Raw genomic sequence first — 23,883 nt, 5'->3', positions numbered from 1 at the left:
TAACCATTTATTCACCTGAAAACAAATAAGCTATGGTTTCTAAAAACCCGCATTCCAAATACCGTTTACTCGTAATAATGGACGAGTCAAAAGCATCCGAAATAGCCCTAAAAAATGCAGTTCAACTTGCAAAAACCATAAAGGGGCACATAGAGGTATTCCATATAAAGGCTCCCACAGATGTAGTTAAATCAGAAAATCAATTGTCTGCAATGCGCGTTATACATGAAGACAATCGCAATACCATAGCCAAACTCCAACAATTGGTCAGCAAAACAAGTGAACACGAGGGCGTTTCCATAGGATACCATATGGCTCATGGAAACGTTAAAAGCGTCTTACAAAATCATATTGCCAAAGTGCAACCCAACATTATAGTCTTAGGAAAAAAGAAATCAAAATTGATCAACTTTCTTGCTGATGACATTATCGAGTTTTTATTGGATGAATGCAATGCCAATATATTGATTGTTGGTGAGGACCATAAATTTCATACTTATGAGGACATTTCACTTGGAGTATACGGTAATAAACTTGCAGATAATGGTCTTGAAATCATTAATGATTTAAAGAAACAAACCACTAAACCGATAAAATTCTTTAGTGTTCGTGGTTCTGATGAAAATTCTGAAAATCAGAAAAGTAGTTCAGAAGAAGCGGTTTCTTATGTATTTTCAGAAGGTTTAAATGCTTTTGATGGTTTGGCCTCTTATGTTTCAAAGACCAATACACAATTGTTCTGTATCGAAAAAAAACAACCCCGAGGCACTATATCGCCATTGGGCAATACCGAAGACCCCTTAAAGCACGTACTACGGAAGCTTGATATCCCGGTGTTGATCATGCAATAGCCAAAAAATGTGATAGAAGCGGTTATTGGTATCTCTTTTTAAATTTCTGGGGACTACTATTTGTCTTTAATTTAAACACTCTGGAAAAATAGGTGTAATCCTCATAACCCAAAATCCTGGCTACTTCCGTCAAAGAACTTGTGGAGTGCACTATAAGGCGTTTTGCTTCCAATATAACACGTTCCGTTATCAGTTCAATGGTTTTTTTGTTTAGGGTGGCTTTAGTTATCCTGTTTAAATGCTTTGGGGTGATATGCAACTTATCTGCATAAAATTTTGCAGATTTTTTGGTTTTGTAATGGAACTCTATTTCACTTTCCAATGTTTCCAGAGCTTGAAGATAGGTAGGGGATACGACTTTTTTTTGGATTCATGGCCTGCATAAAGACGAGCTAAATCTATATAGGCTAAATTTAAAAGACTGATCAATTTCTGTTATTATTAATATTTGTATTTTACATAATATAAATTATGATTCAGAAATAGAAGTCATAAATGGCGTTATGTAAAATAGCTTTGGTAGTTGTCGTTTCTACCATGGGATTCCTTACAATAAAAGTAATGACCGTTATGCCTGTGCGCCGTAGCCCGCGAAGGCGTATAAAATAGCCGCTCGCAAACGCTCGATTGCTTTTTAAAATCAAAATGCTTTGGCATTTTATTTTAAACACAATTTGCCAACGCTCGGCCAGCGCCAAACCTGCCTGCCGGCAGGCAGGAAAGCAAAACCTTTTAAGTGTTTTCAAATTCGCGTTGTATTTGGAACTGTACGTTGGTAAAATTTTTCAGGGAACTCTCGTCAGCTTGCCGCATAAGTATGAAATTTCTCTACGAGCAAATTTCTAAGCACTTGCTACCCTATGTGTTCCAAAGAAACTTTTATTTGAGTCTATTTGACATAATGTAGAGATAATTATTTAGTTTTAAATAGACGCATATCAAATTCAAAAACCTCTACGTTTAGTATCTTAACTTTTGAGATTTCCTTGTGTAAAGGGTTTAGTAAAATATTATAGTCCCCTGATACTACTGCTGAGGGAACTTGTAGAATTAGTGTTTTCTGTTCATCAACAAATTTGTCGCCGATTTCTTGAGTTAAATATAATGGAGGGTTTGATTTCCAGTTTATACCTTTTAGGTCTTTTTCGGTAATAATAGATATTTTCGATTCGGGAACTTCTATTGAAATTAAAAAATAGTCTTTTGGCAGTTTGTTAAATGGGATATGGACAGCAACCTCTGACATTGCCAAAGCTCTTGATGATGCCGTATATATTAATTTAGTTCCTTTGTTATTCCATCTTCCTCCGTAAAGCTCTGCTCCAGTACCAGATAAATCAGTTTTATATTTACCTTTGGAAATTCTGAATACAATCATGCTAAAATGCCATGCTCTATTCTTCCCAACTCATCCTTTACAATTCCTAAACCAACCGAAGTATCTAGCAAATCCCCAGGAACCATGCCTCCAATGGAAATATTTTCACTCATTAGCCAATCATGAAAATTTTCCCTATCTCCAAATACCTCTTCACCATACTGCATTAATTGTTGAATTTCAATAATCTTTTCAGTTTGCTTTGGAGCAAAAGTTTTGTTGTCTTTTTTATATCGAACAAGTGTACGCAAAGTAGTGTCCAAAATAACAGCCCAATCTTTATCTTTTAAGGGTGTTTTAACTGCAACACTTTCAAAAGCTTCATAATCAATTCCATCTCTAATGACCGTTACCAGTTCAAAACCGCGAGAATCATCATTCCAATCATATGAGACTGCTTCAAGAATTTTTTTTGGTTTTCCTTCAAAGGTAATTTTAACTACATTCTTGCCGATATCTACTTTTTCCCTCACCACTGTTCTCTTATCCCCAGTTTTCCCAGCTGGAACTTTTTTATGCAAACTAACACCTTGTCTTACGTATTTGACTTGTTTCGCCTGCCCTGACTTTTTTTTAATTGCCATAATTAGACTTTAATTTATTCTAAGATATGAAAAAATAATGACATTTGTCTTAATATTAACGACAATTTACCAAAATAATTGTTTCATGTAATTTATTGATTATAAAATAGGTTAAATGACCTTTTCTTTTTTTCCTGATAAAAAAAGAAACAGGGCCGAGCGTAAAGAAAAGGTCTGGTAGGCCTTTTTAGCGAAGGGGCCAGCCGGCGCGGTGGCGTAGGTCTGTGAGAAACTTGGTTGCCCGCTTGGCAGCCGCATCATCTCGCCGAAAAAAGCAATCACCCACAGGGTAATTACTTTTTCTCGCGCCTAAAATATGTAACACTCCACTCCCCTACTTGTCCGCCGGAGCTTGCGTAGGAGGATTGTTTTACCAAAATTCTCTTAGGCCAAAACATAATATTCAGACGCTAAATTTGTATTGTAACCCTTCATGATTTTTTCTTCTTTTTTTTGTCTTTTTTCCCATGCAATTTTTCCCAAGCTTCAATTGAAATTTCATTACATGTTTTTAGACCTAAATGTTCTTCGCAGGTTAAATCAGCAAGTGTTTTCACATAATCTACATGATTATGACTGGCCATGTTGTCTTCATATTTTTTCAATGGAAAATATCTGTCATCCGAAACCAATTCATTTCCTGTCAATAATAGAACGGGATTGGTTGTATAATGGCCATCTCTGAAGTTGTTAGTCAATTTTATAAGCAATGACTTTTCAGCTTCTGAAAATTCTTCCTTTAATGTAGAGATTACCAAAGTTACATTTGGTAAATTCTCTCCCATAAATTTTAAACGGTTATAATCCTTTTCAGTAATATCTTTATAAGTTTTACACTCACATATAAATGTATTGACTTTGCTATTTCTTCCCCCTTTTGTTATTAGTGCTAAATCAATTTCAAATTTGTTTGTACCCTTAGCAACGTCGAAATCGAAAATAAAAGACATCTCTTCAGGGCCAGTATCTAAATCTTTTCTAAACAATCCAATAGTCAAAAAAACAGACAAAATACCATCAACTTTATTATTTCTACTAAAAGGTCCTATTCCCCTGTAAAGATATCCTATGGACTTTTTAGGGTCTGCCTTGGGAAGTTCAAAATCATTTCGACAAATATTGCATTTAAGGTTATCATCTATTTCAGCTGGCAAATAAAATGACCTTTGATTACATATTGAACATTGAATTCTAAGACCAAATTCAATAATATTTTTTTCCAGAAATAGACTTATTACCTCCTTTGGCTCCTTTATTTCTGGATATGGTTTATACCTTTGTAACTTTCCAACAAGCTCTTCAACACTGACTACCTTACCTCCTTCAAATAATTCTATAATCTTAATTGCGTTTTTAGTAGAAAATAAATTTGCGCCATAAATTCCACCTACATTTTTTAAGACTTCCCTCCCCAACTTACCAGAAGCGGTATCATTAATGACAAACCCTTTGTTCTTAAAGTATTTAGAAAAAAAATCAAAAGATTTTGGTAAATGAAAATGTACATTATCCTTCTTGTATCGTATATAACGAATAATATCACTTCCCGAAATTTTCCATTGATTCTCTCTAAAAAAATAGCTTCCGATAATTTTATGCCAATCTTTGGTGGAAATACCATCAATTACTTCTGCATATTCTCCGTTTCTACTCCAATAATTAAATGAAAAATAACTTTTAAAAATCATTTCACCTGTATGACGCAGTTTGAATGGTGGTTTTGGCAAATCAATGTTTACGTAGTCGTTTTCTTCGACTTCTACTTCGACAGATTCATATTTATTGCCGAAGACAACTCTAGGGCAATCAACAAAATCTGCTTTTAAGACCTCGGTAGAATTAATCCAAAATCTCGGGAACCAACCCTGATAACTGACAGAAACCTTTATTTTATTCTTCTTTACTAAATCATCTAAAAAATCAACTACAATTTTCTTTTTAATATCCTTTGAAATTAGTACATCAGCTATATTAAATCCTTTGCCCTTAGTACCTTCATTCTCCAAACAATTGATAATATACTTTTCATAAGTCACTTGATTCTTTTTAGCTATTGGTATAGGAAATATGGTCCAACCCAGAGCTCTTAGATTCCAAAAATCCATAACATCTGAAATACTATTTGGATTTAAAAAATACAAAGCCTTCTTGTTAAACCATACTCTTTTCCCAGTCATCCGCGTTTTGTGAGTATTTGCCAGTAGTAGAGATATTGGCTGATTTTGGATAAAGGGAATAACATTATTATATGTTAAATCAATTTTTTCAACATATGGTTTCTTTAGTAAATAATTATCAAAAAACTTATTCTCTACATTTTCTAATACTTTCCCTTGCCAAGCGCAAAGGAGTAAATCTCTGTCTTTAATCTTAGGTATTGTCAAGCCTAACTTGTCAACTCTTTTGTATTTGAATTCTTTCTTAATTATTGTGTCATAGACAGTATCAATATGAATGCTAGAAATTGGTTGACCGATTTTCAAACCTTTTATAAAATCACTTTGCGATATCAATTTTCGACCATCCGCTAATTCTTTTAGAGCATTTTCATTTAATCCATCTTCAAAAACAATTACATCGGGGTCAAAATTTGAAATTATATTTTGGTAATATTCTATTAAGTTGATATTTAATTTATAGCGATTTTTATAATTTTTAGAAAGTCTCGAATAATAAGGTAAAATAGGGCTGTAAACCCCACACCAAAGGGAAAACAATGCTTTTACCGATTCTAGAAAACCACTTCTACTTTTAGGTTTTATAAAAAATAAAAATTTTATAGGACTTAAATCTTGTTGTAAGTTCACTTTCATAGTTTTCTTTTTTTAAATGATATCAGTCATCTAAACTAGAAACGAATTGCTCTAGATATTCTTCACTTTCACAAGCTATTTTACCCTGACTAAAATTCATGCATTCTATATTTATTTTTCTTATAACTTGACTCTTTTCATGAATTATTTCAGAAATAGGCGTATTTTCTTTGAACAGTTTTTCTGAAAAAAAGTGAATAAACATTTTACTTGTTACAGGAACACCGATGTATGCTATTTCCTTAATATCAGGATTAAAGTAATCGTTGATTTTATCTCTTACCGTGATAGACGAACAATCTGGTAAAACAAAATAATCATCATTATTTTTAGGAATAATGATTTTAAATATTAGACCTCCCATCAATTCTAAAATAGAATTAGCTGTTTCGGAGTAAGTCAAAACATTACTATATTTAACTTCTTTTCTATAAGCAAAAACTTCATCTAAACCCTTTTTTAATTCCGGGGTACTTTGAGCCATTATTTTCGAAAAACCTTCCCACAAGGCATCATCCATACCTTTCTTATTTCTAGGAGTTCTAAATTCTCCAATAACGCCAAATCTTGCAATATTAAACAAGGCATCATTTATCGATTCATTCATTTCTCTATTCTTAATGAAATCTTCTACTATTTGAATGTTATTAGAGAGTTTTTGTTCAAAATTTACATTTAAGTCACCCTCTATTTTGGTAAAGTCTTTTGTACCATGATTGAAGGAAGTATTAGAGTCTCTCTCACTAAACAAGGTCTTAGTAGTCCTTTTAGAATATAGATTTTTTCTCTGCTTATCATAGACATAAATACAATTTGACTGATAGTTGAAAAACTTTTTTTGATGAACTTCTGAAACAAAATGATGATTTCTTGGAATACTCATGAATAATAATTAGGTAAATTCTTACGTAAAATAACCCAAATTCATGATTAAAAAAAAGATTCGATACCCGCAGGCCATTCCGCACACATTGCCGGCCGTCCTACTGTCGGTCAGTTAATAAGTGTTCCATTACCTTTTAAGAAGAAACTATTTAGAAGAAAAATTTAAAAGAACTGTGGTGCCAAATACTTTGCTTTACCCAAGCAAAGTGTCATAATGCAAGACATTATAGTACATTTCATGACTATAATCAGACGTTATGTAAATTGTGGCTGATAATTTAAAAAAGTAGAACGGATAATTTAAAATGTAATCGAAATCTTGACGCTGAAAATTCCAAACGCCTCATTCTAAGATATATTGGGTAAAAAAGTCATGATTAATCGTGTGATAAAACCGTATTCCAAAATTGATAAAACCCTTGGAATAATTTTTTCTTCAATACTGCTGATAGCTTCAATATGGATGTTTATAAAATCGTTTATTTGAACTTTATTAACTCAGTTCTTTTTAAGCTTCAGTTATTTCTATTTTGATATTCACTTTCTTTTGCTTCTTCTTCTATTTGCCACATCGAGCATAATAATTAATTCAATCATTATCAACCCGGCTATTAAAATGTAGAAAAACGTCAATTTCAATTTCATTGAAAAAAACAGAGCTAATATTGACCATACAACATATACGGCACAAACTGCTCTTAAAATAAGACTATTATTAGTGTTCTTTTTTAAGAATTTCTTGTATTTGGCATTTTTAGAAAGTAGAAATAGTTTGCGGTAATAATAGATCCACTCACGATAAGCATGCCTATTTTGCCAATTGCCTGGAAAGGAATGTCTAAAAAAGCCAGAATTGAAACTAAATTAAATAAAAGTATAATTGAAATAGCAGTAATTGTGGACCATTCGGTAATAGACTTATTAGTTCTTTGGATGTTACGATACAAAACACAAAATAAAATGTCAAATAATTTCATATTAATATTAGGGGTTAATGTATCCTTTTATTCTCCTTGAAATTGAATTCCCTTTGAAATTAAACTGTATAATATCCCCCAACTGGTATTCTCCTTCGAGTATGAAACCCGTCAATACAATACCTCGGCCTGTGATGTTAAAGGTTTCGTGTATTTCAAAAACCGCTTCGGCCATAATAATTAATAATTTAAACTTTATATAATATTGAATTTGATAAAAAATATAAAATTTCAATTTGAAAATAAATCTGGAATAAAAAAATATCCATAGTTGGGTATTTGATTGCTTAAGAATCCTTTAATTGTTTTTATAAAAGTAGCAAACTACTGATTTTGCTTCATGCTGAAAAGTACCCTTGATCTCCCCAATCTCACATAATAGTTTCGTTAAGTATTCGACGGGAGCGTCCATATTCAACCCGATTTTTATATAAAGGTTCTTTGGGAGGTCTTTTGTTTGAAAAACCGCATCATCTACATTTCCTATGTTTTTTATTAATTTCCCCCTAAATACAACGCCATATTCATTGATGACAAAATTGAGGTTTTCTGTATCCTTGTCGTGATTATCATAGAGCCTTTCAGCTTCTTCAGCTTTCAAGAAGGAAATGTTTAGACCTTCCGAACATGAATTACCAGAAAACATCGTTGTTTGGGAGTTTGCATTCGAGCAAATAAAAATAGCTATAACCAAAAAAATAGGGCTTTCATAGTAGATTATCTTTTTTTTGAACTTTTATAACTGTCTCGTATAACCCTCAGTTACGGGATTTAAGTTATTATTTTCGGTTTATCACTGGTGCTGGGAATTCCGAGTGGATTCGACTACGTCGGAATCCACCGTAATTACGGTTATACAATGTTGTGTGTAGTACTTTATTCTCTATATAATTTTTTAAACTGTTCATATGCTCTATCCTTATTTTGCTCTATGAAATCAAAATATTGTCGGTCGGTCAGAATTTCTTTTTCTCCGATAATTTGGAAGTCATCATCAAGGACAGGTAATTTAATTGGGTAATTTCTTTTAAATCCATCAAGCATTTGATCTCGAGGCCCTAGTCTGCATATAGGTAAATAAGCTTTATAAATCAGTTGATTTGTATCGAAATCAATTGTCCCACCGTCAATAGGCATTTTTCCTGGATAGTCCCAATATGGAAAAAGTCTATCCGCATATGGAATATATTTGGCGGTCATTCCTTGTTTCCATTTATTGTAATATTCAGTTTCTAGCTCTTTTAATGTAACAAGCTTGACATTAGTTTTATCTGCTGCCTCATAACTACCTTTTTGAAACCCGTTTTTCGAAACAATGAAACCAATATTTGCACCAAAATCGGAAATCACTGACCTAAAAGAATGAATGGTTTCTTGACTAACTGGTTTATTCCAAAACTTACACTCAATTAGAATAATTGGCTTGTACTCACTTTTAATATCTTGAGTGTAAACATCAATTTCCTTTTTTCCACGCACTAACTCGACAACTTTAGAAATTTCGGTTTTAAACCCACATTCCTGAAACATCTGTCCGACATAATTTTGTAATTCATTCCAGTTTTGAGGTTCATTATCGAATATCATATAATATTAGCTGTTTTGTATTACACACAACAATGGTATATGATCATTGATCATATTTACAATATACGCACAATTGACCAGTGGTAATCAATCGTTTAATTGAACTTTGGTAACGGCCATGTTTATGGCACGTGTCGAGAAGGGCATGCACTATATACAATGTTGGTGCCAGTTTTTATTTTTCAAATGTAATGTTAACAAAGTCGTCAGAGTTAAACCTAAGATTTTTCATGTTTTTGTCGTCTAACAATTTCGAAATGGCTTTAATTATCATTACGGCCACTATTGGTTTGACCTTCCAGTATATCCTTTGTGCTAAAGTCTCTTTGCCTTCTAGCTTTACCTTGTCATAAGGGTCATATGATTGGCCGCCATGAGCGATTTCATTTCTTATTGAATAAGCAACGTCAAGTAGATTTTTCATTTTCCTTGCTTCTTTTCTATTTCTACACAGCATCACCAGACACATTGACTTGACAAAATCAGAAGATGTACTTTTTTCAAAAAGTCCTTCAAGAGCAAATAACAAGTCCAGAAGGTTATCCATAGATAGCTGGTCTGATTCAACAGCATTAAGATACCTTTTCAATGACCACAGGTTGTAGTGCCATACTGAGGCTAGTCCATTAAGATTTGGTTTCACATTACTTGACAACTTACTTGTTTCAATAAGAATCTCATGCATGAAGGTATTAGAACTTATCTTACAAGCGTATGATGACCGTCCAGACCTGATTTGAAAAATCCCGTCATTTATTGGATTATCAGTTCTCATCATGATTGATTCTGTCGGAAAACTCAAATGCAGTCCTGCAAGTAGAAAAGACGCTAGCTCTTTTAAAACTGCAAGTTTTTGATGGTATTTTTCAACGAAATCCATCTCGAAATGTGGAATAAAATCTTCAGTCAGGTCTTTTTTTGTTGGGATATTGTTTGTCTTGATGTTGTACTCAATTTCAAATAGAACAAATCCTATTTGGTGAGACCATTTTTTGTAGTCATTCAATTTTAAATGAGCTGGAAATTTCCCACACTCTCGTTCTATCAAATCTCGGATTCGATTTTCATTTACATACCCTGAAATGAATCTTGGAAAAATCTTGGCTTTTGCCTTATCTATTTCGTTCGGGTTTGTGTTCTTAAGTCCAGTGCTAAATCCAAAATCGAATTTACGATTCCAAACTTCATTTTTGAGCATGAGTTTTAAGTGACTGGTTAGGTCAACCTCTATTGGGTCTGTTTTATGTCTTTCTTCAGTAAAGTAGCATGGAACCACCCACCTTGTTATTGTCACACTCTTAGTCATTATTTAATAGGTGCCAACTTGTTTATATAGATGTAAAATACATCTATTTACCCCAAAATTGGAATAAAATCGATGTCACTGGTAATCCTTTATTTGAACCTTTCTTATTATTCTAGTTGTTTCTTTTCAGACCATCAAAAACAGATGGATCATTGGTTTTTAAATAGGCTTTTACCGTGAGGCGTGAGGTTGTGCCTTCAAATTGAATTCTTTTTTCAACTTTATTTTATATGGTCTCAAAGTAAACATTTCCCTAAGCTGTTGCTGGATTTCCATTTTTATTTTTGATCTTCTTTCCTGTTTTGATGGTATCCTGCGACTGCTATCTAACACAACTTTGTTATCGAGTGCCTTGAGAATTAATTCTTGCTGTTCCAACACTTTGTCAAGTTTCATAGCAAGTATTTTCAACTCGTTTCTCATAAAAATCCTTTTTTTGAACTTTATCGAACTAGATTTTGATTTTTCATAGGAGCCATTGTTTACATAGGTTTTAAATATTAATTTGAGTTTAAGTTATTGATTGGCAGGAAAAAATTTGGATGTAAGACGACTGGTAATTCAGTGCCATGCTTTTCTTTTATTTCTCTTCCAATAAACCTAATTAATTCATTTGCTAAATCTTGCTTAATTAGAATTAAATTATCCTCAATCCATGATGCTTGAACCAACCATAAAGAATCGTCAATTTTATTAATTTCAAGTACTAATTCATCATCATCAAAAACATCAACTTTAGAATCTCCGTAAAAGTCGATTTCCAATTTAGAACTATCATAATTAAATTCTGTCATGACTTTGGGTACTTACTCTAGCCTGTTGTTCTTAATTAGTGAATCCATTTCCGTTTGGTGTCTTTTTCACCAATCGTTTAATTGAACTTTAGTATTCTGCTTCCTTAACGTCTATTTCAGTTATTACTCTCCCCACTACTTGATTGACATCAGAAAGTGATAATTGAAACCAAAATTCCTTTCTATCTTTGTCAAAATAACTGAAAGTGAATTCGTTCTCAATTCCATCGAATCCGCCACAGTAATTATCCGTTTGAAACTGATTACTACTCTCAATGAGAACCCAATCACTTAGCTCAAGATTTTCCTTTAATATCCGTTGACAAATTGAAACAAATTCCTCATTTATTTTATGCTTAATACTCGTCCTTTTTTTGACCAATGACCTCGTAAATTTCTGAAATTTTAAATACAACAAGTTCAAACATAAAAGTCTCAATCATAGTTTTCTTGAGACGCATTATAATGGTACAAATGCTTACTTCCTTAAACTATGGATAGCAGGAACCTGCCTTAATAACTGAAACCTCTACTCTTCTATTAAGATACTCCGCTGTAAATTCACGTAGCAGTTCTTCATCTTCTTTTAAAGTGGAATCCTTGGATTCTTCAAAAATCCTGGTCCTAATCAATTTCTCATATTCCTCACGCGAATCCTGCCATTCAACCACTTCTATCTCAATTTGATTTAGAAAACCTAAATCAACTTCTTTACTACCTGGCTCATTATAATCAGATCGTATTTTTTCCATTAATGCTAGAAGCTGCTTTTCTGTATTTCTAGCTCTATCATTGGCAAGTTCAATCTCACTTTTGTAATTATCATCAAGCGTTTCACTAACATAGCCTCGTATTTCCAATTTAACCCTATCTTTTGTATCCCCAAGACAACCTTTGAACGATTTTAGAAATCTTTTCATCGTATCGAGTTCATCTGTTCCATGTTTTTCAACATCCTTATCGTCATGATCAAAACTGAATACCAGTTTAAAGGGATCTTTCAGATTAGACAAGCCATTATCATTTTCAGAGTTCAACTGATAGATATGACTTATTCTATCACCTCCAACAGAAATCTCATCATTAACTATTTCAACACCTTTAATGCCTAACCATCCTAGTAAAAAAGTAATTACAAAATAAAAAAAGACCTTTAATCCCGTAATTGGCCTTAGATATTTAGCAAAAAAGCGAATCATTGAGACTATCATATCCTTGACATTGCCAAAAACCCAATTTTCCCTCATAAGTTGTTCGTCCGGCAATCCTTTAGCTTTTAAATAATTCTTTATTTGTTGATACCAATTCGAAAAAAACTTTTTAAAAACATATATAATAAAAGCAATAATTCCACCAAACCCATACAACTTAAGCAACTTTTGTAATCCGAGACTATTAGCTGAAAGTTCTATGATTCCATCTAAAAAGCACTCAATACTATCATTTATTTTATCAAAATTTTTATCCAATAAGCGGAATAAAACAACTAATAGAACCAACAGTAGAATTATCCGAAAAATCTGGATAAATCTCCTAGGTATTACCGGTTTGATATAAAAATTTTTATTGCTCATGATGCTTGAATATTACTGCTATGGTCAAAGCCTATAGTTATAGCTTACCATATTTAAAACCGACCGGTTGCACTGGTACCAACTTTTACTATACTACTGTACTTCCATTTGATCCGTTGTAAACAATATCTCTGGTAGTTTAATATTTACCAATTTTTGCTGTAGGTCAGTGACTTTTATTTGCAAATCCTGAAAACGTTCTGGAATTTCCGCAATCTCTTTCCAATCCACAGATCCCAAATCCTGCTTTAGTATAAAAGCATAGGTCTTGAGTTTATTTCCATCCCTGCACACCAAAATCTTCCAATAAGCTCTAGGAATTTTAACCTGTATACGACCACGATCGTCCCTTCCATCAAAGAACTGGTCATTAGATCGAAACACAGGGCCAGAAAAAACCACTAATTTTTCATCTTTAGCCTCCTTAAGCACGAAATTCTCGAACTTCCCCCAAATACCTCCTCTGCTAGCTTGGTTAAAATGAGAAACTTGAGGAGAGCAGTTAGTAGCATGGAAAGTATCCCCATTGGCCATCCTTACTTCTTCATAATTAGATCCCCAAGCCACATCGTCCCTTCGAACGATATGTCCTTTATCAAAGGATTTGCGGTCCTTGTTATAGAACATGTCCGGGAGTTGATGATTGGCAGGAATACGGGGATCGGTCAACCAAGCCTCCCTATCGTTCTTGCCCAATCCACTTAGACCTTTCCGTGTATAATCCTTATTGGGTTCCGGTTGCTTACCTTCCTCATTCCCATCGACATTGGCCGCACAAAAATATGCCAAGCGTCTCTCCTTATTGATTACAATAGAGAAATGATGATAGGGAATCAAATGCGAACCAGTATCCATTTTAGACACCTTTGTCTCGTCCAAAATTGTTGGTAAGGGAACATCCAGCCCCAAATAATTGGTGTCAAATCCCTCTCGAGTAGTATAGTCATCATCAATAAATGGTACCACCCGTTTCTCTTGAACGATGTCTTGGTCTATCGTTTTCACGGGATTCGGATCAACAGATTCTATGGAACTTGCTTCCACTGACACTGGCGTTATATCATATCTGGAAACCTCCCCTATGGAAACAGTAACACTCAATGGAATGTTCCAAGTAATACCATTCTGCTTGTTCGTTGCAGGTTTTATTACATCCTCCTTGGGGTTGCTAATCAATTCCATTGGGTCGGGAGGAACGCTCTCAAAAACACTTTTTTTGGAAGCCTCCCAATCATTGGGCACTTCGGTGGCTTCCAAGTCCTTTAAAATTCGACTAATCCTAATACCTTCATTAGCTACCCATTTGATGTCTTCCGGGTCATGTCCATCCCATGGCTGGCCGTAGATATCGATAATGGTATCTCCCACTCTCTTGGGCACTCCCGCATGGTGCAATGCCACAACTTCCCATTGATTATTACACACCAGAGAACCAGAAGAGCCTTCTTCAGTATCCGTCAAATAATGCGCATGCATATCCAAAAGATCTATCAATTGGTTCGAATGGACCACTAACTGTTTAAAGCCGCCCAAAGGATGCTGAATTATATTCAAGGGCTCTCCTATCAAGGCCTTTCCCTCATCCATCAACTTATTCCATCCATAAGAGGCCAACTTTTTACTATTCTCAGAAATTGGGTTCACGGCAATCATACTATAGTCCAAATCTTTATCAGTGATAAAAAATTCATGTGGGCTGAGCCTGAACAGTACGGATTGCATGGGAATACCGAACTTATCCTTCTGATAATCAAACTCCAATAGCGAATGTTTGGCATACTCTGATGAAGGTAATACGTGATTATTTGTCATTACTAAATTTGGACCAATCAAAAAACCGGATCCAGAACCAGCAAAACTGCCTGCAGAACGATAAATATTGACTTTGCATACCGATCTGGAAACCGCCAAGCCCCTTTCTAAAAAGGTGATATCCAAAAAATCGTCCTTCGCAATAACGCGTTCCATTCCGATATCGGCATTTATACCTTCACTTAAATTTGCACTAGGTCTTTGTCCAGAGATTCGTTTAGTTGCTTCATTTAAGTGCAATACTCTCTTTTGTAGACGTTCTGTGGATTCCACTCCAGTCAAATCTCCTGATTTTAAACTTTCAAGATTCTTCTGTCTTTTTTTAGCGCGTTGTTCCCATCTATTGGCACATTCGTGTAATAGTTGTTTAGGGGTTTGGAATGCTGAACTCATTTGTATTAAATTTTTACATGGATTCTTTAATAATATATTTAGCTAGCAAAGTATTTGGCTAAAAGTTCAAAAAACATGGCGCAAAACATATACCTATTAATAAGGTGTTTTCGGGGGAAGTAAACTGTAGGAAGTCAATTCTTTGGAGCAGTGTAATTGAAAAGGTGTATTCCTCTTGGAGTTCAAAGTATACATCTCCATAAGGTAAATCAATACCCATTCATGGGGATTTTTTTATTGTTTGGTAAGTAAATACGGTGAGCAATGGCATGCTCCCCTTCTTCGTTCCACTTCGGAGGACTTCGCACTCCCCTACTCCCCCCCTACGCTGAAAATCACTCCGGAGGGCGTGTAGTAGGCTTGGAAGAAGAGTGCCCTCCCTGCTCTGTGCTCCATAACTTCGTTTAAAGCAATAGTCTAGCGACAACCAAACTTTTCTGAGGCCAATTTTCACCTAAGTTCAATCAAAACTCTCCCACTTATTCCCATACACACCCAGTTGTTACTTGGGTTTTTCCTTCTACACATTTTATCACGAGTTTCACTATAACGATTTGACACAAACATGGATTTTCTCCCCTGGGTCCCCACTACCCGATATTGGATTTTTCCAAGAGCAAAATACCATGAGAACCGCTGAAAACACAGGTAGCTCCGATCTATAATAGGCTCCTTTTCTGTGCCATTTAAACAACACCGATTATGAACATACAGTGTCCTTACACTTACTCATTTCCGGAGTAAGACTTAGCAGGAAAGTCTAAAAAAAACCTGAATAAGGGGCCTCCTGGTGGTGATTTTTTACCGCTAAAAGTGGATATCAAACCAAATTAACTCAAAAAAAAACTGAAATAATGAGAACACTTTTACTTAGTATCTTGTTCATGCTATCTGGCAGTTCCTATGCCCAGATGTGCGGCACAACAGGAATTGATGGGAATACTTCCAAGAAAGCAAGAACAACCAGTCTTACCAATAGGATAAACAGTAACGCCCCTATTGTTATCAATCTTTACTTCAACATCCTGAATGCAGGAAGCTCATCCAATGTTACGGTGCAACAGTGCAAGGATGCCCTGGTAACATTGAACCGAAGATATGCTGCATCCAACATTGTTTTCAGGTATAATGGATATGGGAACTATTACAACAATGCTTCGGCAGTAATCAATTCCCGAACAGAGTATGAAGGACTAAGAAACATTAACCGAAATACAAGCAGTATCCAGGTCTTTTTAATCGATGGATTTAATATCAACGGCAATACCGGAATCATTGGTAGAGCGGAACTTCCAGGTAGGTTTATGGCTTTAAGAAAAGATTACAGGAACTCCTTTGTCTTTGCCCACGAACTTGGACATAACCTGAACCTGTTCCATACCTTTCATGGTATGTCTTGTGAAAGGGATAATAGCATTCCTGAAGAACTCGCCAACGGCTCTAATTGTGCCTCAGCTGGAGATCTGGTATGCGACACACCGGCAGACCCTTGTATGAACCAGGGAACTGTCAACAATCAGTGTGGGTTTACCGGTAATAATACGTATAGTCCGGATACGCGTAATTTTATGTCGTACACCAGGTTAAATTGTGGGAACAGGTTTACCGCGGGCCAGATCAGCAGAATGCGCGAGGCCCTGGTCTTGAACGATGATTTGCAAACGGTACAGGTATCGGCCAGCCAATTGGCGAAACCCTTAAAAATATCCTCTACCCGGACAAACTACAGAAGGACCCGCACAAGGGGCGGATGCTTTAATATTTCTTATTGGGAGACGGACAAACTTCAATTTCAAAGAGGGTTCAACTATAACATTCGGGTGACCAATAGGACATTGAATACTACATCTACCTATAATTTTACTGCAACAACAAACCCTGTTGTCAATGTTTCGGTCAGTTCTTACTCCTACAATGCCAAAATAACGAGTTATAGCCCCAATCCTACTTATAGTTCCCGTGGAAGTGCGGGATATGTGAGCTATATACATTGCCCTATATGGATTCCTTTAATGACCACCGAAACGGCTGGCATACAATCGGGGCCAGATGCGCAGATACGACCGGGACTCTATGCTGTTCCCATCCGCGATGAGCGGAACGAGCAAATAATAGAAACGCCCAAGATGATGATACGAAATTAAATTATCGATGCGATGTACAAACGAAATCCATTTTTAGTATTACTATCGCTATTGTTTCTATCCATAGGCTGTAGCGACGGACAAGAGGGATTAAAAAATCCGGCAGATACCCTTCCCCCACCCACACGGTCTGGCAAACAGGTCTTTGCCTGCCTGATAGACGGGAAACCTTTTATATCGGACACTACCGGCTTGGGGAAACCTTCCGCATTTTACAGTTTTAGCGATGGAGCCTACACCCTGGATATTGGTGGATCAAAGTATAGGAAACAACCAGGGATTTCTGTCGGGATAATTGCAGATGCTGTAGCTGCACTTACAGAAACCGAATATGACCTTGTCACACAAGGTCGTGGGAAATTTAGTGCCGGTTATGTTTTGTGGGGAGATGGTTTTCCTGCTCCGGTAGGTACAAGAGACAAAATGCCCGGAAAGTTGATCATTACCCGCTTTGATCAGGATGCCCAAATTATTTCGGGCACCTTTGAATTTATACTGTTCAGCATTGATGACTCGCAGATCCACGTCACCGATGGCCGGTTTGATATTATTTATAAGGACCAAAGCTGATACTTACCCTCTATATAACGACTCCCCTATCTATCCCTGATAGGGCCTCCATCGGTAATGGTCCAGTTGTAGTTATTGATTAACCTTGCCCGTGCGGCTGCAGCGCTTCCCGGACTGTAACTGGAATTGCCTCCGTGAAAAGTAACATTATTTTGTACTGCCTGCGCTTCCCACCCCGTAAGCAGTGCATTGTAGTTGGGCGTGGACAAGGTAACCCCCAAGAACATAAAATCCATACTGGCAACGCTGGTTACATTCCAATTGCCGATGTTCCTATCAAAGCTAGTGGCCATGTAGAACATCTGTTCCATATTTGTAACGGCGCCCGTGTTCCAGTTTCCAATGTCCTGGTCAAAGCTGGTCGCATCCCTGAACATGTAGCTCATGTCCGTTACGTTGTCCACATTCCAATTACCGATGTTCCGGTTAAAATTGGATGCATTTTGAAACATCCATCCCATATCGGTGACTGCACTTACCTCCCAGCTACCAATATCCTGATTGAAGACGGATGCATTAGCGAACATCCGGTTCATATTGGTAACCTTGCTTACGTTCCAATCACTGATGTCCTGGTCGAATTTGGAGGCAAAACTGAACATCCCTTTCATATTTGTGACGTTGGCCACGTTCCAACTACCAATGTCCTGATTAAAATTGGATGCGGCCAGGAACGTATTTTCCATATTCGTAACAGCGCTTACATCCCAATGGCCTACGGGGTCATTCATGACTATGGCCCCAGCAAACATGCGGTACGTACTGGTCACACCAGACAGGTCGGGTGCATCTGTGGTCGTAATGCGAAGGTTGTTACAGCCCGTAAAAGAGTCCGCCATGGATGTCCAGGGATTGGTGCCCCATTGGGTAATGGCCGTAATCTTGCTTCTGTTTTCCGTGTCATTAAAAAAATTGATGCGCGGAAAGCTACCGGTGATGGTCACACTATATTCTCCTGCTGTTACATAGTTGTGCGAAGCATTGCCTGTATGGCCAGTGGTGGTGGTACCGTCTCCCCAGTTTACCGTGTAGTTATATCCGGTACCGGCAGTAGGGATGGTAATCTGCTCGTTGGGTGTGGTGGTCCGCCAAGTGGTGATAAATTCATCCGCACAATACCGGCCGCCATCGATAATCGTCCAGTTATAGGTGTTTACCAGGGTATTTCTGGCGGTTTCACCATTGCAATATTGGCTGCCGCCGGCATTGAAATTAACATTTGGTCGCAAGGTCCGTGCACTCCACCCCATAAGCAGGGCATCATAGTTAGGGATGGACAAGTCGATGCCCAAAAACATATCACGCATATCCGTAACCGAGCTTACATCCCAATTTCCTAGGTTCTGGTCAAAGCTGGAGGCGTTCCTGAACATCCCCCTCATATTCGTAACGCTACTAACATTCCAATTGCCAATGGCTTGGTTAAAGCTAGTGGCATTCTGGAACATGGCGTACATATCAGTGACGTTGCTTACGTCCCAGTTCCCGACATCCTGGTCAAAGCTGGTGGCATTATAGAACATATATTCCATATGGGTGACCGCACTTACGTTCCAATTGCCAATGTTCTTGTTAAAACTGGTGGCACCATAGAACATATAAGGCATATTTGTAACCGCACCTACGTTCCAGTTCCCAATGTCCTGGTCAAAGTTGATAGCATACCAAAACATTCTACCCATATTGGTGACCGCACTTACGTTCCAACTGCTGATGTCCTGGTTAAAATGGGTTGCCGCCCAAAACATACTTCCCATGTCAGTGACATTGCTTACATTCCAACTGCCAATGTCCTGGTCAAAGCTAGTGGCGCCATAAAACATATTGCCCATATTGGTGACCGTACTTACGTTCCAGTTGCCTATGTTTTGGTTAAAGCTGGTGGCAAGATGGAACATAAAGTTCATATGGGCGACATTGCTTACATCCCAATTTCCAATGTCCTGGTTAAAATTGGTGGCTCTCCAGAACATATAGCTCATGTTGGTTATGTTACTTACATCCCAATGACCTATGGGGTCGTTCATGTCTGAGGCACCAGCAAACATGCGGTACATGCTGGCCACTTCGGACAGATCGGGTGCGTCCGAGGCCGTAATACGGAGATTGCTACAACCGTGAAATGCACTTTCCATGGAGGCCCAGGGGTTGGTGCCCCATTGGGTCACGGCTATGATCTTGTCCTTGTCGCCCTCATTGTTAAAATAGATCCGGGGAAAAGTACCGATAAGGGTCACCGTATATAATCCTGCTGTAGTATAGGTGTGGGAGGCGTTGCCCGTGTGACCTGTAGTAGTGGTGCCGTCGCCCCAGTTTACCGTGTAGTTATATCCGGTGCCTTCAGTGGGGATGGTAATCTGCTCGTTGGGCGTGGTGGTCCGCCAGGTGGTGATAAAAGCATCGGTACAATCTTTGCCATCATCGATAACTGTCCAAGCATAGGCGTTTATCAACGTATTTCTGGCGGCTTCGCCGTTACAATATTTACTGTTACCGGCATTAAAGTAAACATATCGTTGCAGCGTCCGTGAGCTCCAACCGCTAAGGAGGGCATCATAGTTGGAAATGGACAGGGTACCGTTAAACATATTTAGCATATTGGTGACCCCACTGACATCCCAATTGCCGATGTTCTGGTCAAAGTCAGATGCCCGATAGAACATAGCATACATGCTGGTGACCGCACTTACGTCCCAATTGCCAATATCCTGGTTAAACCGGGCAGCATCATAAAACATGGAACTCATATCGGTGACCGCACCTACATTCCAGCTGCCAATGTCCTTGTTAAAGCTAGAGGCTCTCACAAACATATATGCCATATTGGTGACCGTACTTACGTTCCAATTACCAATGTTTTGATCAAAGTTGGTGGCAGCCCCGAACATCGAGCCCATATTGGTGACTGCACTTACGTCCCAGTTGCCAATGTCCTGGTTAAAGTTGGTTGCATTATAGAACATATAACTCATATCTGTAACCGCGCTTACGTTCCAATTGCCAATGTCCTGGTTAAAGTTAAATGCTCTCAAGAACATACCTCCCATATCTGTGACAGTACTTGTATCCCATTGCCCTATGGGGTCGTTTATGGCCGAGGCCCAGGCGAACATATAATGCATGCTGGTCACCCCGGAAAGGTTGGGCGCATCAGTGGCCGAAATACGGAGGTTGCCACAACCTACAAAAGCCCTCTCCATAGACGTCCAGCGGTTGGTCCCCCATTGGGTAATAGCCAGGATTTTGTCCTTGTCGCCCGTACCATTAAAATAGATTCGTGGAAAGCTATCGGTTATGGTCACCGTATGTTCTCCTGCCCTAGTATAGGTGTGGGAGGCGTTGCCCGTGTGACCCGTAGTGGTGGTGCCATCGCCCCAGTCTACGGTATAATTGTACCCCATACCCGTGGTGGGGACGGTAATCCGTTCATTGGGCAAGTTGGTTTGCCAAATAGATACAAACGCGTTTGTTTGGGCAAACCCTTTAAGGCTGATAAGCACGGTCAAAAAAAGGAGGAAACTAAGCAGTGGTTTTGTCATGATATGGTGGTTTGAGGTTAGTTTTGACCGGAGGCCTCGTAAGCCTGTTCACAGGTTTACCTTCCTTTTGAGGTAAGCCCCCGTTAAATCCCATAAAACTGCGGATAAAATGATTGGAAAGAAAAACCCATGTAACAACTGGGCGTATAGCGGAATAGGTGGGAAAATTGGAGGGGAAATGAGGGTGTTTACAATGAACAGGGAACAATTAGCAATGCACAATTATGGGGTTTGCACTGAGCCAAAACGTTGTATTTTGTTTTTATTTTATTTATTCTTAAAAGCCAAATCAACGATTTGGCAGTGTTTGTAAATAACACTGAACTTTGCTAATCGCCCAAAAGCCCAATTTGCTATGTACAGTGTTATATGCTGGACTTTTTAAACTTCAACATTGTACTCTTCGCCATTTTTAACTTTTTCGAGTAAATCGACTAAGGGTAAAGAGTACTTTCTAGAAAAACTAGTTGTACCAGTAGGTATTTTAATATGATATTTATTATCACTCGTTTTTATGTCCACACCTTTATCCTCCTTAATTTTTTTTATTAGGACATCGGCGTGAGACCAATAGTCATAACCGAGCTCCTTAGCAACTCGGGTAAGTGAAAAGGGATATTGAATGTTTACTCCTGTCGATTCCGAAACCCTAGTTATTCCAAAAATGGACTTGATTTCCCCATCAATACTTAGGGCATGTTCAAGAATATCATAATCAATATCGATTTTTCTACTTGGAATATCTTTTCGGACAAGTTCGTATGTCCTAGCAAGTAGCGCCCTTAATAGTTTAGGATTGACTCTCTCAACTGCATTTTCATTTACCAATGAGTTAAAAATCCATTCATATTTGTTCGCCACTATATTCTTTACTCTTATGCTTTTACCACCTTCAAGTCGTATTAATTTTTCTTTGGCAAAATTTTCATCTGGATCAATCTCAGGCTGGTATGTTACTAAGTAAATATTATTTACCAATTTATTTTTTGAAGCCAATATTTCATCTATATCGGATAATATTGCCTGAACGTTCGGGTCAGTTGCACTATAGCCCATGATAATCACAGGGTGTTCCAAAAAGTAAGTTAACAATTTCGCAGTAAGATACTTTTTCTTGGTAGTAAAAATATCGTAGTCATTTTTATTAATTACTATTGATTTTGGATCTGATACGCAACCATGAATTTTAAAAATCTCGCCTATACTTGAATAATTACTACTTAATAATTCTTCCCCTATAATAGGGCTATAATCGTTAAAGAGTAGTTCAAGAAATTTGTCGTAGTTTGTTGTTATTATGGAATGAGGACGGACAGATATCAGTGATTTCATTTCACTTCGTAACTCCTTCGGAGAAATTTCTTTTAGTTTTTTTGGTGTTGAACCTTTAAGTATTTTTGCAATCTGCGTTTTAAGGAAAATGTCAGAATTATGATACTCTGAAAAAAGTTCAGGATCAAAATTATTCTTTCCCTCATTCCATGCCCATTCTCGGTAATCATCACATAAAGTGGTGCCAATTTCAGGGTATTTGTCCCCATGTACCTGACGATAATATGCAAAATCTTTGGACCTAGGATTCTCATCTGACAATTGTTTTAATAAGTTACTCCAATTAGGTGCATTGAAATATCTTTGCGACATCCCACTTCCGCAAAAAATAATTGGTTGGCATGCCATCGTTTCTAAACATGACTGCAAATCCTCAGAAATCTCTTCTTTATACTTCGAATAATTTGACATTCAAATTTCTTTTCTACTAAGCTAAACAATTATATCGTCTTGCACATAACTGTCTCGGCTATGATTTCGTTGCGAATAGGCAGTTTTGTAACCTTCTTGTTTTTTGCCTGTTATTGAAGTAGATGTAAGAAAAGATATTCCCCTTAACCAATTAGTATTGCAATGAATTATAGATATTGTTGTGTACAGTTTTATTCCGTCAACTGGTCCTCAAATTCGACTATTTTATTTTTTAGTCTATCATTAAATTCAGTTGCATCTTGTCCATGTGTTACTCTTGCATGACAATTCGGACAAATAGCTGCGACATTTTTTGGTGAATCACTCCCTCCGCTACCTAGCTCGACTAAATGATGTACCTCTAGATAAGGCTCTCCATTTCTTTTTAAAAATGGTGCGTCATCATCACAGGATTCACATTTACCATTTGCTCTAGAAAGAGCGTATGTTTTAATAATATCCGACCGTTTGGTGGAATTATAAGTCGATTCCAGCCTTTCAGGACTAACATTCGCGTTTTGATATGCTTTTTCCCTGAAATCCAAAAAATTTATGGATGTCGGTTCCGTTTTGAATTCTTTCTCGATATATTCATAAGCCCTGTCACTAACGGTGTGTAGATTTATTGCTTTTAAGGATTTTTTTGGTTTAAAGTCCAGCTTCTTTATACTACTGTCAGTTGCGACTAGGTAAGGATTACCCCAAGGTTGACCATTTTTCGTCTTCTGAGAGACTTTTACATCAGCTCTGAATCGAGTCCCAAGAGGATTTTCTTCTCTTAAGTGCCTCGGAAACTCAACTCTTATTTCTTGGTCGAAATATTCCAAAGGTCGAACTCTGGGTCTTGAAGAACCTTTCGCACGAATGGTTTCTAAAAGGACTCCTTCAAATCTATCCCCAACAATTAGATTTTCTCTCAAGTTTATGTTTTTT

The 23,883-nt window shown here is 37.2% G+C and carries 19 protein-coding genes; 3 read left to right on the top strand and 16 right to left on the bottom strand.

Going from position 1 to position 23,883, the window contains the following annotated elements; genetic code table 11:
* Window positions 1-32: 32 nt before the first annotated feature.
* Complete coding sequence (locus ACRD67_RS08935; protein ID WP_430966787.1) at window positions 33-851, top strand: universal stress protein; 819 nt, start codon at window positions 33-35, stop codon at window positions 849-851.
* Window positions 852-873: 22 nt separating this feature from the next.
* On the opposite strand, the gene ACRD67_RS08930 is transcribed toward ACRD67_RS08935, so the two are convergent.
* From ACRD67_RS08930 to ACRD67_RS08870, 13 genes are all read right to left on the bottom strand, one after another.
* The gene (locus ACRD67_RS08930; RefSeq protein ID WP_430967158.1) at window positions 874-1,110 is read right to left on the bottom strand and encodes a helix-turn-helix domain-containing protein; all 237 of its coding nucleotides are present in this window, start codon (window positions 1,108-1,110) and stop codon (window positions 874-876) included.
* A gap of 217 nt (window positions 1,111-1,327) precedes the next feature.
* A complete protein-coding gene (locus ACRD67_RS08925; protein ID WP_430966786.1) occupies window positions 1,328-1,597 on the bottom strand; it encodes a hypothetical protein in 270 nt (89 codons plus the stop codon).
* Between the two features lie 167 nt (window positions 1,598-1,764).
* On the bottom strand, window positions 1,765-2,229 hold the full coding sequence (locus ACRD67_RS08920) for an RES family NAD+ phosphorylase (RefSeq protein ID WP_430966785.1): 465 nt from the start codon (window positions 2,227-2,229) through the stop codon (window positions 1,765-1,767).
* On the bottom strand, window positions 2,226-2,813 hold the full coding sequence (locus ACRD67_RS08915) for an Xre family toxin-antitoxin system antitoxin (RefSeq protein ID WP_430966784.1): 588 nt from the start codon (window positions 2,811-2,813) through the stop codon (window positions 2,226-2,228). The genes ACRD67_RS08920 and ACRD67_RS08915 overlap by 4 nt, the downstream gene beginning before the upstream one ends.
* 431 nt (window positions 2,814-3,244) lie before the next feature.
* Window positions 3,245-5,626 carry a hypothetical protein gene (locus ACRD67_RS08910; RefSeq protein WP_430966783.1) on the bottom strand — a complete coding sequence of 794 codons (2,382 nt, stop codon included), beginning with the start codon at window positions 5,624-5,626 and terminating at the stop codon, window positions 3,245-3,247.
* Window positions 5,627-5,648: 22 nt separating this feature from the next.
* Window positions 5,649-6,509 carry a DUF4238 domain-containing protein gene (locus tag ACRD67_RS08905; protein WP_430966782.1) on the bottom strand — a complete coding sequence of 287 codons (861 nt, stop codon included), beginning with the start codon at window positions 6,507-6,509 and terminating at the stop codon, window positions 5,649-5,651.
* Between the two features lie 1,277 nt (window positions 6,510-7,786).
* Window positions 7,787-8,089, bottom strand: coding sequence for a hypothetical protein (locus ACRD67_RS08900; protein WP_430966781.1), 303 nt, complete (start codon window positions 8,087-8,089; stop codon window positions 7,787-7,789).
* 275 nt (window positions 8,090-8,364) lie between these two features.
* Window positions 8,365-9,075 carry a restriction endonuclease gene (locus tag ACRD67_RS08895; protein ID WP_430966780.1) on the bottom strand — a complete coding sequence of 237 codons (711 nt, stop codon included), beginning with the start codon at window positions 9,073-9,075 and terminating at the stop codon, window positions 8,365-8,367.
* Between the two features lie 175 nt (window positions 9,076-9,250).
* Window positions 9,251-10,381: a hypothetical protein gene (locus ACRD67_RS08890; protein WP_430966779.1), complete on the bottom strand. Its 1,131-nt coding sequence runs from the start codon at window positions 10,379-10,381 to the stop codon at window positions 9,251-9,253.
* A 171-nt stretch (window positions 10,382-10,552) separates the two neighbouring features.
* Window positions 10,553-10,804 (bottom strand): hypothetical protein, encoded by a 252-nt coding sequence (locus ACRD67_RS08885; RefSeq protein WP_430966778.1) that lies wholly within the window; start codon window positions 10,802-10,804, stop codon window positions 10,553-10,555.
* Between the two features lie 77 nt (window positions 10,805-10,881).
* Entirely contained in the window at window positions 10,882-11,175 is a 294-nt protein-coding gene (locus ACRD67_RS08880; protein WP_430966777.1) for a hypothetical protein, read from the bottom strand.
* 491 nt (window positions 11,176-11,666) lie between these two features.
* Complete coding sequence (locus ACRD67_RS08875; protein ID WP_430966776.1) at window positions 11,667-12,749, bottom strand: hypothetical protein; 1,083 nt, start codon at window positions 12,747-12,749, stop codon at window positions 11,667-11,669.
* Window positions 12,750-12,842: 93 nt separating this feature from the next.
* Window positions 12,843-14,954: a DNA/RNA non-specific endonuclease gene (locus tag ACRD67_RS08870; protein ID WP_430966775.1), complete on the bottom strand. Its 2,112-nt coding sequence runs from the start codon at window positions 14,952-14,954 to the stop codon at window positions 12,843-12,845.
* A gap of 854 nt (window positions 14,955-15,808) precedes the next feature.
* Here ACRD67_RS08870 and ACRD67_RS08865 point away from each other — a divergent pair.
* Both ACRD67_RS08865 and ACRD67_RS08860 read left to right on the top strand, forming a co-directional pair.
* Window positions 15,809-17,098, top strand: a complete 1,290-nt coding sequence (locus ACRD67_RS08865) for a M43 family zinc metalloprotease (RefSeq protein WP_430966774.1) — start codon at window positions 15,809-15,811, stop codon at window positions 17,096-17,098.
* A 12-nt stretch (window positions 17,099-17,110) separates the two neighbouring features.
* Window positions 17,111-17,668: a Riean_0653 family protein gene (locus ACRD67_RS08860; protein WP_430966773.1), complete on the top strand. Its 558-nt coding sequence runs from the start codon at window positions 17,111-17,113 to the stop codon at window positions 17,666-17,668.
* Between the two features lie 26 nt (window positions 17,669-17,694).
* Here the strand turns inward: ACRD67_RS08860 and ACRD67_RS08855 are convergent, their stop codons facing one another.
* The 3 genes from ACRD67_RS08855 to ACRD67_RS08845 all read right to left on the bottom strand — a co-directional run bounded on the left by ACRD67_RS08855 (window position 17,695) and on the right by ACRD67_RS08845 (window position 23,870).
* A complete protein-coding gene (locus tag ACRD67_RS08855) occupies window positions 17,695-21,207 on the bottom strand; it encodes a BspA family leucine-rich repeat surface protein (RefSeq protein ID WP_430966772.1) in 3,513 nt (1,170 codons plus the stop codon).
* A 381-nt stretch (window positions 21,208-21,588) separates the two neighbouring features.
* The gene (locus ACRD67_RS08850) at window positions 21,589-22,950 is read right to left on the bottom strand and encodes an SIR2 family protein (RefSeq protein ID WP_430966771.1); all 1,362 of its coding nucleotides are present in this window, start codon (window positions 22,948-22,950) and stop codon (window positions 21,589-21,591) included.
* A gap of 191 nt (window positions 22,951-23,141) precedes the next feature.
* Window positions 23,142-23,870, bottom strand: a complete 729-nt coding sequence (locus ACRD67_RS08845; RefSeq protein ID WP_430966770.1) for an HNH endonuclease — start codon at window positions 23,868-23,870, stop codon at window positions 23,142-23,144.
* Between the last annotated feature and the right edge of the window lie 13 nt (window positions 23,871-23,883).

Origin of the sequence: Eudoraea algarum, from assembly GCF_050589645.1 — a bacterium.
Classification (GTDB): Bacteria; Bacteroidota; Bacteroidia; order Flavobacteriales; family Flavobacteriaceae; genus JBNGOQ01.
Note: the sequence above shows the minus strand (reverse complement) of the source record. Positions and strands in the feature narration are given on the sequence as shown.